The organism is Aquabacterium sp. (assembly GCF_036279675.1).
Taxonomy (GTDB): Bacteria; Pseudomonadota; Gammaproteobacteria; order Burkholderiales; family Burkholderiaceae_C; genus Aquabacterium.
The window spans coordinates 1-15,297 of sequence record NZ_DASUIS010000148.1; the positions used below are offsets into that span (position 1 = coordinate 1).

At 59.6% G+C, this 15,297-nt stretch carries 14 protein-coding genes; 6 read left to right on the plus strand and 8 right to left on the minus strand.

The genetic code is table 11. The features are described from left to right. Together VFW93_RS17155 and VFW93_RS17160 are read left to right on the plus strand one after the other, a co-directional pair. Positions 1 to 277 (plus strand): 2Fe-2S iron-sulfur cluster-binding protein (locus tag VFW93_RS17155; protein WP_329695169.1); only part of this gene is annotated, 277 nt, incomplete at its 5' end. A gap of 219 nt (positions 278 to 496) precedes the next feature. Further along, positions 497 to 1,087 (plus strand): L,D-transpeptidase, encoded by a 591-nt coding sequence (locus VFW93_RS17160; RefSeq protein WP_329695170.1) that lies wholly within the window; start codon positions 497 to 499, stop codon positions 1,085 to 1,087. Here VFW93_RS17160 and VFW93_RS17165 read toward each other — a convergent pair whose 3' ends face one another. Next, entirely contained in the window at positions 1,088 to 1,660 is a 573-nt protein-coding gene (locus VFW93_RS17165) for a L,D-transpeptidase (protein ID WP_329695171.1), read from the minus strand. It lies immediately after the preceding gene. Between the two features lie 894 nt (positions 1,661 to 2,554). Here VFW93_RS17165 and VFW93_RS17170 point away from each other — a divergent pair. Beyond that, the gene (locus VFW93_RS17170; protein WP_329695172.1) at positions 2,555 to 4,894 is read left to right on the plus strand and encodes a trehalose-6-phosphate synthase; all 2,340 of its coding nucleotides are present in this window, start codon (positions 2,555 to 2,557) and stop codon (positions 4,892 to 4,894) included. A 17-nt stretch (positions 4,895 to 4,911) separates the two neighbouring features. After that, positions 4,912 to 5,745 (plus strand): trehalose-phosphatase, encoded by an 834-nt coding sequence (otsB, locus tag VFW93_RS17175; protein WP_329695173.1) that lies wholly within the window; start codon positions 4,912 to 4,914, stop codon positions 5,743 to 5,745. Here otsB and VFW93_RS17180 read toward each other — a convergent pair. Genes VFW93_RS17180 through VFW93_RS17195 form a run of 4 tightly spaced genes read right to left on the minus strand, consistent with a single transcriptional unit; the run spans position 5,709 to position 8,182 of the window. Next, a complete protein-coding gene (locus VFW93_RS17180) occupies positions 5,709 to 6,782 on the minus strand; it encodes a mechanosensitive ion channel family protein (protein WP_329695174.1) in 1,074 nt (357 codons plus the stop codon). The two genes, otsB and VFW93_RS17180, sit on opposite strands and share 37 nt — an antisense overlap. A 20-nt stretch (positions 6,783 to 6,802) precedes the next feature. Continuing rightward, a complete protein-coding gene (locus VFW93_RS17185) occupies positions 6,803 to 7,276 on the minus strand; it encodes a DUF2383 domain-containing protein (protein WP_329695175.1) in 474 nt (157 codons plus the stop codon). Positions 7,277 to 7,303: 27 nt separating this feature from the next. Beyond that, positions 7,304 to 7,624, minus strand: coding sequence for a BON domain-containing protein (locus tag VFW93_RS17190; protein WP_329695176.1), 321 nt, complete (start codon positions 7,622 to 7,624; stop codon positions 7,304 to 7,306). A gap of 18 nt (positions 7,625 to 7,642) precedes the next feature. Beyond that, positions 7,643 to 8,182, minus strand: coding sequence for a hemerythrin domain-containing protein (locus VFW93_RS17195; protein WP_329695177.1), 540 nt, complete (start codon positions 8,180 to 8,182; stop codon positions 7,643 to 7,645). A 226-nt stretch (positions 8,183 to 8,408) separates the two neighbouring features. Between VFW93_RS17195 and rpoN the strand changes: the two genes are divergently transcribed. Further along, entirely contained in the window at positions 8,409 to 9,887 is a 1,479-nt protein-coding gene (gene rpoN / locus VFW93_RS17200) for an RNA polymerase factor sigma-54 (protein ID WP_329695178.1), read from the plus strand. Here rpoN and VFW93_RS17205 read toward each other — a convergent pair. Further along, on the minus strand, positions 9,859 to 11,241 hold the full coding sequence (locus VFW93_RS17205; RefSeq protein ID WP_329695228.1) for a sigma-54 dependent transcriptional regulator: 1,383 nt from the start codon (positions 11,239 to 11,241) through the stop codon (positions 9,859 to 9,861). The two genes, rpoN and VFW93_RS17205, sit on opposite strands and share 29 nt — an antisense overlap. A gap of 198 nt (positions 11,242 to 11,439) precedes the next feature. Between VFW93_RS17205 and VFW93_RS17210 the strand changes: the two genes are divergently transcribed. Continuing rightward, positions 11,440 to 11,715: a hypothetical protein gene (locus VFW93_RS17210; protein WP_329695179.1), complete on the plus strand. Its 276-nt coding sequence runs from the start codon at positions 11,440 to 11,442 to the stop codon at positions 11,713 to 11,715. Between the two features lie 15 nt (positions 11,716 to 11,730). Here VFW93_RS17210 and VFW93_RS17215 read toward each other — a convergent pair whose 3' ends face one another. Both VFW93_RS17215 and VFW93_RS17220 read right to left on the minus strand, forming a co-directional pair. After that, positions 11,731 to 14,490, minus strand: a complete 2,760-nt coding sequence (locus tag VFW93_RS17215; protein ID WP_329695180.1) for an ATP-binding protein — start codon at positions 14,488 to 14,490, stop codon at positions 11,731 to 11,733. 98 nt (positions 14,491 to 14,588) lie between these two features. Next, a complete protein-coding gene (locus tag VFW93_RS17220; RefSeq protein WP_329695181.1) occupies positions 14,589 to 15,056 on the minus strand; it encodes a DUF4142 domain-containing protein in 468 nt (155 codons plus the stop codon). Between the last annotated feature and the right edge of the window lie 241 nt (positions 15,057 to 15,297).

A 15,297-nucleotide genomic window follows, 5' to 3' on the forward strand; every position in this document is an offset into this window, starting at 1 on the left:
AGTCAAGAAGGGTGCCTCCTTGTGTGAGGCCCTGCTCAAGCATGGTGTGGCCATCGAGCATGCCTGCGACATGGTCACGGCCTGCGCCACCTGTCATGTACTGATTCGTGCGGGCGCCAATACGCTCGACGAACCCGACGACGACGAAAACGACCAGATGGACAACGCCTGGGGCCTGGAGCCCTGCTCGCGCCTGGCATGTGCCGTGCGCATCAAGGATGGTGACATCACCGTGGAGTTGCCCAAGCACAGCCGCAATCATGCGCGGGAGCATTGAGGGATCGGGGCTCGCACCAGACCGATCCTGACTCAGGTCAAACCGATCGTTTGACGCGTCCATGACCCTGTTTTCCGCCGATTGAAGCGGGCAAGCCCTTCCTAAGATGCCGCATCGCCCAGATGCTTGAGCTGTGTTCGCCAAACCACCTGCGTAACGGGCTCATGTCGATGCAGGACGGTTGCAGTGATGCGGCGGATTCAAATATGGTGGCTCAGCATGGTCGTGGCGTTGCCGCCTTGCCTGGCACGCGCAGCCGAGCCAGCAGCAGAGGCGGCCTGGCACATCGCGTCAATTGGCCCCACGACGCGGAATTACGTCCAGCACATCCTGTCGACCGGTGATCACGAGGGCTTGCCCTTTGCGATCGTTGACAAAGTCGCTTCCACCATCCAGGTCTATCGCGCAGATGGCTCATTGGTTGGTACATCCTCCGTCCTGCTGGGGCAGACCAGGGGCGACACCATCGTGCCGGGCACAGGGGAACGCACTCAGACCAGACAACTGCGCCCGATGGATCGCACCACGCCTGCCGGACGCTTCTACAGCGAGCCAGGTCACAACCAGGTTGGCGAAGCAGTCGTATGGATCGACTATGCGGCGGCCCTGGCCATTCACCGCCTGCGACCTGGCCTCCCACAAGAAAAGCGAGCGCAGCGCATGGCATCCGGCAACCCGCTGGACAAGCGCATATCCGCAGGGTGTGTGGTCGTGCCCGTCGCGTTCTACCTCGATGTCGTGCAGCCCACCCTTGGTCACAACAAGGGCATCGTCTATGTGATGACGGAAAACGGTGATCAACCTCGCTGATCACCGTTGAGGCGATGCAGCCATTGCAAACACCTCATCAACGGATTTGACTTCTGGCAATACGTACACCATGGCGGGCTGCCGCGCGAACATGGGTCGGATGTAGGTCTCGTAGAACGCCACCGGCACGTTGATACAGCCATACGAGATACGCTTGTCCGCCAGCACGGGAGACGCCAGACGAGCCAGACGGCGCTCACCCGGATTGGACGTCAACACCCTGTGGATGGACACGCCTGCATCATAGTCAACCCAGACCACATCTTCACCACGGCCGTTGTGGCCACGCTCGGCCAGAAAGCGGCCTGCAGGCGTGGTTCTTTCTCCGGGCCTCACCTCGGAAATGGCACGTTGCCCGATACCAGGCACCGTGTCGTCACCATGCGCTGCGCCCAACAAGACCGACGTCGAACCGCGCAAGCGCCCTGCCTCGTCCAATACGTAAAGTCTGGCTGCACGCTTGTCGATGATGATGAACGCGGCTTGCCTGTTGTCATGGGAGCGCAGCGCCCAATCGGCCACCTTGCGGGCATCACTGGAAGGGTGCTGCGAACCGAAGGAAGCCTGCAACATCGGGCTTTCAGCCACCTGAGGAAGCGGTGCGGCCGTATCCAATCTGCCTGGGCTCGCCACAACCAGGATCGACGCAGCGATGGCCACCACACGCGTCCAGACCGCTGTATACCCCCGCGGAATGGCATTCAACGCTGGTGAAGGATGAAGCATGTCGGTATCGCGCCCCGCCCCCTTCAACGAGACACCGGGCATCCACGAGCATCTCAGATGAGGGCGTCAGCCAGATGGATCAGTTCCGATCAGCCCGGGCCGGTCGTTCGACAGCCCCTGTTGGCGTGCCTGAAGGCGAGTGGTCCATCGTCGACGCCGCGCCACTGTCAGAGGAAGGGGTGGAGGTCCGCCCATTCAGACCACCGGTCGGGTCGGACCCGCTGCTCGTGGCGTCAACGCCTGTATCGCGCTTCATCTGGCTTGGCTTCGTCATGCCACCCGCACTCCCCGACTGGTCGGTCTGGGGACTGGTCGTCTGATTTTGCGGCTGAGACTGTGTCGCTGTGCCATCGTATTTGTTGTCCGCGCTTTGTGCGTACACAACCGCAGCGCCACTGGCAACGGCCAGACACATGGCCATTGCAACCGTCGTCTTTGAAATGCGCATATCGTTCTCCTTACATGGTGATTGACCGCCCATACGCAGGCCGGGATTGACCCCGCAGGTGTCAATCCCTTGGTAGCAAGCCACGCGCCTGAACCAGGTTCCCGTTCTTGCCAGGGAATGGACTGCCGACACGACCAGGCTGACAGGTAAGACTTGCCGCAAGGTTGCAATTCTTCCCGTGCACCAGCACGCCAGGCTTGCCCCCTGTTACCCGGGCCGCCCCCGACGTCGGGCTATCGAACGGGCACACTGCTTGCCGCATCAAGACCGTGCGAAACACGATGGAGCGTCTGATGCCTTTCAAGTTCATTGCTGCCATCAAGCCTGGCATCTGGCGCATCATCCGGCTGTGCGCGGTGTTCATCGTCCCGTTGATAGGCGTCATCGCGCTACTGTCGTCGCTGGTTCAACACATGGTCACACCGTTGCTGCTGAACTGGGCCGACAGAGACCTCGACGAACGCGCGAACCTCATTGCAAAAGTACTTCAGGAACCGGCCGCCACGGCCCTTCGCCTGGGTGACACGCACACCTTGACACAACAACTGGAGCGCGTCACTCAGGATGAACGGCTCCTCTCGGCTGCCGTATGCGATCAGTCCCAACATCTGTTCGCATGGAGTCAACGCTACCCGGTATCTCAAGGCTGCAACGCCGCATCCGGGCAGGGTGAGAACGCCAGCGACTCACCTGCCAACAACCTGCATGTCAACCTCATTGACGTGCCATTGAGCACCGTCGACAACGCGCGCATGGTACTGGTTCATGATCGCAACTACGCCTGGCGCAGAGGCGAGTTGACACAGCGCTACATCGTCTGGGTGTTCTCGGCGCTCGGCACCTGCCTCGCTGCCGTGTTGCTGCTGACCGCGCACTGGAGCTGGCGATCCTGGGTCAAGGGTGTTCGCCGTATCTTGCTCAGCGATGGCACAACGGAAGGTACAGCACAAGCATCACCAGAGATTGCCCCGCTGATACCGGATCTTCGCCGGTTGCTGCGAAGTGTCAATGAAGACCGGCGAATCTTGAAGGACACCACCATCGAGTGGCGTCCCGAGACGCTCAAACTGTTGTTGCGCGAACATATGTTTGGCGACGAGGTCATGGTTGTATCCAACAGAGAACCCTACATTCATGAGCTTCAACCGGACGGGCGCATTGAAGTCATTCGTCCGGCCAGCGGATTGGTGACTGCCGTCGAGCCCGTGATGCGCGCCTGCTCCGGGACCTGGATCGCTCACGGCAGCGGTAGTGCCGACGATCGGGTGGTCGATGCCAGATCGCGCATACAGGTACCACCTGAAGGCATAGGTGACGGCAGCAGCATGCAGGGGACCTATACGCTGCGCCGTGTATGGCTTTCGCAAGAAGAAGAACAAGGGTACTACCAGGGCTTTGCCAACGAAGGCCTCTGGCCGCTGTGTCACATCGCCCATGTTCGACCGGTATTTCGCGATGAGGACTGGAAGCAGTATCTGGCCGTCAACACCCGATTTGCAGATGCGGTGGTGGCCGAAGCACGTTCGGACAACCCCGTGGTACTCGTTCAGGATTACCACTTCGCGCTGCTACCGAAGCTGCTGAGAGAACGGTTGCCCCGGGCCACGATCCTGACCTTCTGGCATATTCCCTGGCCGAACGTCGAGTCATTTGGCATCTGTCCTTGGAGCAAGCAGATTCTCGAAGGCCTGCTCGGCAGCTCCATCATCGGATTTCACACGCGTTACCACTGCCAGAACTTCATGGAGTCAGTGGACAGGTTCATGGAGTCGCGCATCTCACGGGAAGACGCCACCGTCACGTACCAGGCGCACCGAACCAAGGTCCGCGACTACCCCATCTCCATACATTGGCCTCCACCCGCGCCCAATGCAGCCGAGTTGAATGACGTAGCCAGAAAGGCCATGCGTCTGCAACATGGATTGCCCATGGCGCACAAGCTGGGAATCGGTGTCGACAGACTGGACTACACGAAAGGCATCGTGGAGCGCATGCTTGCTGTCGAATCCATGCTTGAACAGCAGCCTCAATGGCGGGGGCGTTTCACCTTCATCCAGGTTGCCGCGCCCACGCGCTCCACGCTTGACGCATATCAACGGCTGGAAGCCAGCGTGCGCCAACAGGCTCAACGTATCAACGACAAATTCGAGCAGTTGCTGCCGGGCTCTCCGCCCGCCATCATCTTGCTGATCGAGCATCACGACGCGGCATCCGTGCTCACCTACTACCGAAGTGCCGACCTCGCCATGGTGACCAGCCTGCACGATGGCATGAACCTCGTGGCCAAGGAGTTCATTGCGGCCAGAGATGCCGACGACGGTGTCCTGATTCTCAGCCGTTTCGCAGGCGCCGCTGGCGAACTGCGCGAGGCGCTCATTGTCAACCCGTACCACATCGGTCAGACGGCGGCCGCCTTGACCAGGGCGCTGGACATGAGCCTGGCCGAGCAACAAGAACGGATGCGCGCACTGCGCAAACGGCTATCGGACTTCAACATCTACAGGTGGGCGGGTCGCATGCTGCTGGACGCAGCGGATGAGCGTCAGCACATTCGCGTCCAGGATCGCATCGTCCAGGTCGCCAGCGCATCCACACCAAGACGGCTTCACATGCCATGGCAACGTCGTGCATAAATAAGGAGCGCCATCTCATGCCAGACAAGACATCCAAGCGCCGCTTGCTTGCACCAGCAAACCGCAGCCTGCTCCTGGAGCTTGCACAAGACAATACGCTGTTTGCATTTGACTTTGATGGCACGCTGGCGCCCATCGTCGGAGACCCCCAGAAGGCCTTCCTGCCTCACCCCACCTGGCACGCGCTGTCCGCGCTGTCGCGCATGGCGAAGGTGGCCGTCATATCCGGCCGAAGCCAGACCGACCTCCAGCGCAGGCTGCCCGTTGAGGTGGCCTATGTCATCGGCAATCATGGCAATGAAGGATTTCCTGTGGAGGACAGGGCGAGCCGCATCGAGCAAGAGCACTGTTGCAGTGTCTGGCTGAGGCAACTTCTGGCCCAGAACATCGCGTCTCACGACTGGCACCATGTCGTCGGCGCCACGATCGAAGACAAGGGCAGGACACTGTGCATGCACTACCGACACTGCGCCAACCACGAACAGGCGCATGCGGTCTTGTCGCAATTCGCCACCAACCTGATACCGCCCGCGCAAGTGGTCGAAGGCTTGGCCACGATCAATTTGCTACCGCTTCGAGCTCGCAACAAGGGAGATGCCATGAGGTCGTTGATGACCCACAGCGGTTGCGCGCGTGCCCTGTTCATAGGTGATGACATGACCGACGAACTGGCGTTCGCGGTAGCGCCATCAGGCTGGATCACAGCAAAAGTTGGACGCGCGGATCAAAGCCTGGCGCGCTTTCGTCTGAACAATACTCGTGAAGTTCGCACCTTGCTTGAATTGCTCGTCTGGTACCGGCAATCGATCAGACCTCAGGCAACCCTTTGCACAGGTGAATCCACGGTCTGACTGGTCTGCGCCTTGGCTCTGAGCGTGGGCAGACACTCCGGGTGATGACGCTGAACGAAAGCCAGCAGTTGTTCGCGAACCTCACAACGCAGATCCCAGTTCCTGGGTGAGTCGGCAGAACTGACCAGACAACGCAATTGCATGGCGTGCTCGCCCGCTTCGGTCACCTGCAACAGACAGACCTGCCCATTCCAGTTGACAGAGGCCCGACAGACCCGCAACAACTCATCGCGCAGGGGTTGCAAGGGCATCCGGTAGTCCACCCATAAGAAGACCGTTCCGATGATGGCAGAACTGGATCGCGTCCAGTTCTGGAAGGGATGCTGGGTCCACCATTCCAGCGGCACCACCAGTCGGCGCTGATCCCACAGCCTGACGACGACATAGGTACCGGTGATCTCTTCAATCCACCCCCATTCGTTCTCCACGATGACAACGTCTTCCAGGCGGATCGGCTGAGTCAACCCAATTTGCAGACCAGCAATCCAGTTTCCTAGCAGGGGGCGCGCAGCCAGACCAGCGACGATGCCAGCCAGTCCCGCCGATGCCAGCAAACTGGCACCGATATGGCGGATGTCAGGGAATGTCATCAGCGCCAGCGCCACGCCGATCAGGCTCAACACAGATATCACACTGCGCGTGATGACCCTGGTTTGCGTCATGATCCGACGTGCCGTCGTGCTGTCGACAGCCGATGTCGGCTGCGACGTAATCAAGGCTTCGCCCAGAGCACCGACCGCCCGCGTCAACAGCCATGTCGTGCAGAAAACCAGTGTGACCGTCAGTACCTGCCTGACCGTGGCCATGCCCGGCAAAGCGTCTGACGCACCGTAAAGCACAACCTCCAGGCCGATCAGCGGAGGCAGGACGTTGGCTGGCTTCGTCGTGGCGCGGCGCAACAGTAACAGCGTGGGCGACTTGCTGGCGGCATGCTCAAACAAGGCATCAGCCACGCGAAAGCTCAACCATCCTGCAACCGCAAAGGCGATACCTACTTCGACAACGGTGAGCCAATGAGGCTCACCGTTCAGCCACATATCCGCCGATATCATGGCCCTCACCCCGTACGCGGACTGGACAGATCGACCTGCGTTCTCAACTCGCACAGGTGATCGTAGTCATGCCGAAAGGAGAACCGCTGCCGCTCGACGACAGCGTGCAAGGCGTCAGGCAGCACATGACGATCCAGCGTGTCGCGATATCGCTCAAGCAGAGATTCCAGGGCCTGTCCCAACGCCTTGAACAGCATCTGGTCGTCGTAACCGTACACCATGCCCTTCAACCACAGCCGACCGCAACTTGCCTTTCCCAGCAAGCTACCACCTGTCAGGCGTTCGGTATCCCCTCCGTACTCCCGCGCATGAGTGCGCAGTTGCTCATTGGCAAGCGCACACTGGATCGCGTAGTCCTGAGCCAGGCTGTTCAACATGGCTGATCGCGCGTGGCGCGCGCACATGATGGAGATGCGCTCGCCATCCCCACACTTCAATATCAAGCCGTTCAACGCTTCCAGAATGTATTGAAATACCATGATCGTCTCTTGGTTGACTTCGCCAGTTCATTGATGCGCCCCGCGCACCACGATGTCATTGCGCACGCTTTTCACGCCCGAGACACTCAAGGCCAGGTCGCCGGCCAGTGCCCGTTCTTCCTGGGATATGGCAAAGCCCGTCAGCAACACCTCGCCGTTCAGCGTCTCCACACCCAGTCTCATCGCACTCACTTTCTGATTTTCGGCAAAGCGAGCCTTCACACGTGTCGTGATCGTGCTGTCATCGACGTATTGGCCCACCGTACTCTGCCCTGCGGTGACAGAACATGCGCCGAGGTTCAACGACGACAGCGCCAGAATGCTCAATGCCAGAATCGAGGTTCTCATGATGGTCAATCTCCTTCGCTAGCAGGTCATGTTGTCAGCTACCACGATGACTTCCTTGCTCAACTCTTCTTTGCACTGCAGGAAGTCCCGTTGCAATTGAGCCCAATCCAGATCGGCACAAGCCAGTTGGTGGATGATCGGCCCCTCTTCCAGCTTGACGTGCTGATAGAAGAGGTGCACCAGCGCTTGAAAATTGGAACGACCTTCAGCATCGTCCGACTGGTTCCATCCCTGCAGATCGGAAAGCAACTGTTGCATTTGAAGATCGATGCGCTGCCGTCGATTGAAAGTTTCCAGATGGAGGGCATCCCGGGCGTAATGGCGAATCACGCGCGCATCCATGCGGAGGTGGCGCTGTATCTCCTCGCTCGCTTCAAGTGCCAGGACATACGCGAACGCCGTGTCGCCCGCAGAAAGCAGAATGCGGCACTCATGCAACAGCGTCACGATAGTTCGATGCTCGAGTTGCATCAACCGGATGACTGAAGTCCGCTCGTGTGTCTGAGCGCGAAACACGCGGGGGTGTCTTGCGGTTTTCTCGAAAAGTGCTGTGTTCATACGAGACCTCTGGATGCAAGGACATGACAAGCATGGTTCAGCAAGCGCCGTACCGCCTCTTGCTGTCCATATCCACGACGCAAATGGCAAAATTTGCAGCAGGCATTGACCTCCATCGGTAAGAGTGGGCATATGGTGGCGACGACTCGCCGTGTCGATGTTCGGATCATGGGTCTGGCATGCAAGTTGCGCCGAAGGCCATCCCTGACACAGAAGAGCAGATGCCATGCCTCTCCATGCAATCCGGCTTGAGTCCCAACAGCGCGCAACGTTGACGCCTCGCCTCCAACAGGCTGTCCGACTCCTTCAACTGTCGTCCCTGGACTTTGCCAGGGAGATTCAGCACGCCTTGAATCAGAACCCGTTTCTGGAGGATGAAGAGCCCGATGCATCCACAGATCGTGAAGACCAGGTTCACGCGCCCGGTGGGGATCAGCCGGCACCAGCAGAGGTCCAACACGCAGTAGACACCGCATCGCATCCGGAACATGACGTGGCATGGCCGGATGGCACCATCTCGCCGCAATCGGGTGCTTCGTCGGGAAAGCGCCTCAACGACGCGGATTTCAGTTATCTCGATACCGTTGCGCAAGAGACCAGCCTGCGTCAACACTTGCATTCACAGGCAAGCGTCAGGCGACTGCAGGAGCGGCAAAGGGCGCTCGTCGGACTGATCATCGAATCCATCGATGACGACGGCTATCTGCGCATGGATGTTCATGACCTGGCCACCGTGGCCGAGCTCGATCCGGTGGCAGATCCAGAAGAAATCAATGCGGCCATTGCAGTCGTTCAATCCATGGAGCCATGTGGCGTCGCCGCTCGCAGCCTGCAGGAGTGCCTTGACCTTCAGCTCGAGGCCATGGCTGACCCTGCCAGGCGCGCGATGGCCAGGACCATCATCCGAGAACATGTCGATCTGCTCGCCCGCAAGGACCTGGGTACGCTGTCAAGGTTGTTAGGCACAGACGTCGGTGAAATTCAGGCCATCTGCGAGCGCATACGACATCTGGACCCTCACCCGGGTTGGCAATACGGCGCTGAACCAACTCGCTACCTCACGCCTGACCTCATTGCCCGGAAGGTCAAAGGTCAGTGGCAACTGTCGCTCAACCCCGATGTCGTTCCACGCGTCAGAGTCAGTGAAATTTACACCGAGCTGTTTCAGCAGCACAAATCAGCCGAACATGGCGAACTCGCAGCGCACTTGCAGGAAGCGCGTTGGACCGTTCGCAATGTGAATCAACGGTTTCAAACCATACTGGCCGTCGCCACCGCCATCTTGAGGCGACAGCATTTGTTTCTGGAATTTGGGCCGATGGCCTTGAAGCCCCTGGCATTGAAGGAGCTGGCTGACGAGTTGGATCTGCATGAATCCACCATATCCCGTGCCATCAACAACAAATACATGGCCACGCCCGCGGGGGTGTTCGAGTTGAAGCAGTTCTTCTCGCGCGCCATGTACACCGCCAATGGCGGCACGTGTTCGACCGCAGCCATACAGGGTTTGATCAGGGAAATGATCGACGAGGAGGATGCAGGTCGCCCCCTGTCGGACGCGGAAATAACCCGCCTGCTCGCTCGTCAAGGCCTGGTGGTCGCGCGTCGCACGGTCACCAAATACAGGCAGATGATGAAGATCGCGGCTGTGAGCCAGCGACGCGCACCTGCCTCATCTAACCTTGCTCCTGCCCCTCGTCCTTGATTCTGTCGGGCACCGTCGCGTATTCCTTCAGGCGGTTGTAGAGCGTCTTGAGGCTGATACCCAAAGTCGCGGCGGTGTGCTCCTTGTGGCGCCCCAGGTGATCCAATGTTCTCAAGATGATCTGGCGCTCTGCCTCAGCCAGCGGTGTACCCAGTTGGATATGCAGCAATGGCGCACCTGAAGCCACTGTGGTGGGTTCATCCGCTTGGGGCAGGCACTCATCCGTGATGATCTCGTCGGGTGCCATCACATAGGCTCGGTGAACAATGTTGCGCAACTCCCTTACGTTGCCCGGCCAGTGGTATGTGCTCAACCGCGCCAATGCCTGGGGATCGTAGCGCTTGGTCTGCCCTTCTCTGCGGCACACTTCGTCGAGAAAATGTTGTGCGATCAAGGGGACGTCTTCCAGGCGCTCGCGCAACGGTGGCAGATGGATAGGGAACACATTCAAACGGTATAGCAGATCCTCTCTCAGCTTGCCCGATTGCACAGCCTCGGCCAAAGGTCGGTTGGTTGCGGCGATGATGCGCAAGTCCGCCATCACGGCTTGCGTGGAACCCACCCTCATGAAGCTGTTTGTCTCCAGGACTCGCAACAACTTGACCTGCAGGTCCAGCGGCATTTCGGTGATCTCATCCAGGAAAAGCGTGCCACCGCTCGCCCGCTCGAATATGCCCACATGCTGCCGATCAGCCCCCGTGAAGCTCCCTTTCTCATGGCCAAAGAGTTCACTCTCGATCAGGTGAGGCGATATCGCGCCGCAGTTCACGGCCAGAAAGGGCTCGGATCGACGTCGGCTCAAATCATGCACGGTACCGGCCACAACCTCTTTGCCACAACCGCTCTCGCCCGTGATCAGCACGGTGACCGCTGTTGCGGACACCCGGAGGATCTGTTCGTACACAGATCGCATCTTGCCGCTTCGGCCCCACAGCAATCCGAAATGGCCTTCGGCCTCCAGCTCATCAAACAGATTGGAGGCTTCTGCCACCAATACGGACGGCTTGATGAGCCGAGACAAGACGCCCGTCAGCTGCTTGATGTTGATAGGCTTGACAAGATAGTCCGCCGCGCCGAGACGCAAGGCCTGGATGGAGGTTTCGAGACTGGCGTGCCCCGTCATCAAGACCACTTCCGTATTGCTCAAGCCAGAGCCATCTTCAAACAGCTGCATCCCTGAGCCATCGGGCAGCATCAAGTCCAGCAAGACGATATCGGGCTCCTGCAATGCCAATTGGCGACGGGCCTCCCGCAGCGAGCCCGCCGTGGCGACGGTGAGCCCCTCGCCCGCGATGAGCTCGGCAACCATCTCGGCCGCATCGGCTTCGTCGTCAACGACCAAGGCATGGGGCATGGTTGGCACTCCTTCAATTGGAACGGCTGAAGACATTGTGTGCCGCAGCCTTGGCGATTCGCGTGGAGTGGGGTCAATGTTTACAGATTGATTCGTTCCTCACGAGCACGCCCTCGTTATCAGCATGGTCATCGGCTTTCGGGCATATCCCTTGCCACCTTTCACATTCGGACAAGCTCCATTGAAAGGACATAACAAATGAGCACAACACGAAGAGAACTGCTGACCACTTTTGTGCTCGCGCAGCCGCCTGCTCAGACCAAGGCAGCATCCAGCAACGAAGACGGCACGCGTACCATGGGCAACCCGCAGCACACGCCAGGCCGCGTGCGAGCCCATTTGGGTGAGGGTGGCGGGCCTGACAGGTATCGCAGGCACCGCGGCCCGCCAGAGCCGGCCCGGCCATCGTGGCTGAAAGCCATCAGCTGGGCGCTGCTGGTGGTGGCAGTGTGGCACCGCCGTACGCACTTTTGACCGCGATCAACGTCGTCAAGACAAGATGCCGTGCGGCGCCTGATGGAGAATTTTTTCAAGCAATGCTGAATCCACCGGCTTGACCAGGTGATCATTGAACCCGGACTGATGCGCGCGGTCCACATCAGCTGGCTGCCCATAGCCTGACAGGGCGACCAGGCAACCTGAGTAACCAGCGGCTCTGAGCTTCTGAGCCACCTGATAGCCCGTCAGGCCCGGCAGGCCGATGTCTATGAGGGCCACATCGGGCTTGATTCGCAAAATCAACTCCAGCCCACCCTGCCCGTCCTGAGCGGCATGGATCTCGTGATCGCTCAGCGTGAGCATGGCACACAGCGCTTCCCGCGCATCGTCGTTGTCTTCGACCACCACCACGCGATGGGCGTCGCGTGCAACGTTTGGGCGGCGATCCTTCGAAGGCTCATCCATTGCGCGGGCCAATGGCAGGCGAACGGTGAACAAGCTGCCCTTGTCCATCCCCCCGCTTTGCACCTCAACCTTGCCGCCATGCAATTCAACCAGTCTGCGAACCAGTGTCAGACCGATGCCCAACCCACCTTGCGGTCGATCCATTGTTCGTTCACCCTGCACAAACATGTCAAACACGCGCGCCATCAGTTCGGCAGACATCCCGACGCCACTATCGCGGACTTGCAAGACGGCCTCACCATCGCACGCTTTGACGCCCACTTCAATATGGCCTTGCTCAGGGGTGTATTTCACCGCGTTGCTCAGCAGGTTGTTGATCACTTGCTCGATCCGCATGGCATCGGCATACACCCACACGTCATCGAGCTGTACGGTCAATTGATGCGCGCGCAGGTGTCCCGCCAACTCGAGGGTGTGAACAACGCGCTGGACCAACTGCCCCAGCAGCAGGGGGGACCGAACCAACAGCACCTTGCCTGAGATGACACGAAATACGTCCAGCAGATCATCCATCAGTCTGGCCAGATGATTGGTTTGACGCGCAATGATCTGCCGGGCACGAACGGCCACTTCCTGGCCCGGATCCGCACGATTGAGGACCTCGCACGCGGCCGATATGGCGCCCAGCGGGTTGCGAAGCTCGTGTCCCAACATGGCCAGAAACTCGTCTTTGGCACGGTTGGCCCGTTCAGCTTCCATCCGCGCCTGTTTTTCGATGGCAACCAGGTGGGCCCGTTCCTGGTCCAGATGCCTTTGCTGCGTGACGTCAATGACCATGCCTGTCAGGCTGATCTCCGGGTGGGACGCTGCGTGATGCACGTAGGCAATCGACACGCGACTTGAGAGCCACCGTTCATGGTCAAGGCCCTTGTCACGAATCAGGATGCGGCTTTCAATTGTCACCCGGTCCTGCATGCCTTTCACTGCCTGTTTCACAAGCTCGATCATCACGCGCTTGTCATGGGGGTGCAGCCGGGCCGTCAGCACGGACCACTTCCCTGTACAACGTGTTGGCGGCAAAGCCAGCAAGGTGGACAGGCCTGGCGTCCAGGACGCCTGGTTGACGTCGAGGTTCACATGAAAGAAGCCAACCTGATCCGTGGCATGAGCCAGATCGCTCACCTGGCCTGGTGTCAGACCATCCCGTGGGCCTTCTGGCGGTGTCTCAAGCACCTGCTCCGGTTCGACTGAATAACGGCCCACACGCCAGATCAGCCACGTTGCGAGCAGCATGGACAACACACAGGCGACAACGGTGGAGACCACATCGTGCCACTGCGACGCCACCAGCTGGCGATCGGACTCGCTCACGATCACACGCCAGCCTGTCTGCCCTATCCCCTGCCACGCCGACAGGACATCGGATGACGCCAACGTTTGGTCACCAGCGCTCCCGGCAACGCCTTGTCTTATCTGATCCATCAGCCTGTCCACCAGGGCTGAAGGCCATTTGCCATCGCCTCCACCACTTCGGGCGACCGGCTTCCATTGGGCATCCACGATATGAATGAGTTGATCTGCCTCTCGATGTGGCGTCGCTCCGGCTTCCAACAAGCTGCGCCACCCTTGCGTGGACACCCAGGCCCCAAGCGCGTATCTGACTTGTCCTTTGATGATCACGGGCACCAGAATGCCTGACATCGGTGCACCATCAGGTGCGGCCATCACGCCTGTCGAGACCATCCGGCCTTGCTGCCTGAGCGTGGAGAGCACCGCCGTATCGGCAAGCGAACCCAAAGGCTTGCCCATCGGCTGATTGGTATTGAAGATCAATTCGCCATTCGGCGCCACCAGAAACACGCTGCGCCAACTCTGGCGCAAGCGAGGCATGGTCGCCAACGCACCGAAGAAGCCAACGACATCATCTCGCTGCAGGGCGTCGGCATACGTCAGGAAGGTCAGCGCCTGAGCCGATGCCTGCATTTCCTGATCAATCGAACGCGCCAGCAACGATGTTTGCCGCTTGAGTTCGACCTCGAACCTCGCGTGCTCGGCCTGCCAGGCCTGTGCCGTCTCCACAACCATCCACACGGCAACGGGCGCCGTCACCGCCACTACCATGCCCAGAAGACGAGCGAGCGATGCTACTGCGGGCCATCTCTTCGAGAATAGGCGCCCTTTCACGAGTTTCCCATTTCTCCCTGCAAGGGTTTGATGTGGAGATCTCAAGACTAACGGAATGCTTGTTGACGTCAAGTGCACTCCTCTCGCAGGGCCCTCAGGAACACGTTGCAGGTATGGTTGCTGCAGCCCTTGCCATGAATCGGTAAAGATTGCCGTCAGCCTTGATGGCCTTCGGTCCCTCGACCCACGGCTACGGCGCGCTCGAGCGCGTGCAATTGGCAACCGGGGTCCGGACCACTTTACGAGGCCCCGCTTTGCCAATGCGCCCGCACGCCGAGGTAGCGTTGGACAAATGGGATCAGGTCGATTGCTGGTCCGCCTTAGCGTTCGGACTCCTCTTGCCGGGTGGTCACCTGCAAGGTCTTGGCCGTATCGAGGTCACGCTGCAACGCCGGCAGGGTGTCGTTGGCGAGGGCCCTGACATCTGCATCAGCACTGCTGGCTGCGGCCTTCTGGAAGAGATCGATGACCTCCTGATGCACGTTCACGCCCACGGACTCGACATAGCTGCGGTCAAAATTGCTGCCCTCGCGCAGCGACAAGATGACCAGCTTGGCACGTTGCGTCAGTGAAGGCGAGTCGGATACTTCGACCCCTTTGGCTTCAGCCAATGCGTCCAGCTTGTTGCGGGCTTGCGTGTGATCGTCCAGCACCCGTTGTGCGAAATGGCGCACCTGGGTATTTCGTGATCTGTCCAGCGCGATCTTGCTGCCCTGCACGGCTGCCGTACAGACCGCCTGCGCATCTTGCAAGAATTCCTTGTCTGACTGTTTCAGCTGGCTGACCATCGGTTTGACCGGCACGGAAACAGACGCGCTCGAAGGGCTGGAAGGGGGGGACGCGCTCGGGCTCGTCCCTGCGGGGCCCGTACCTCCCGCCACTGCAAAGCCCATATTGGCCACAAGCAGGGTGCCAAGCAGACGAGATAGAGAACGACTGGCAAGACGAGCGTGAGATGAATGGACCGATGTACGCAATTTCATGGCGACTCTCCTAAGTCGTGGTTGAAAAAAGACCAAAGGACTCGGT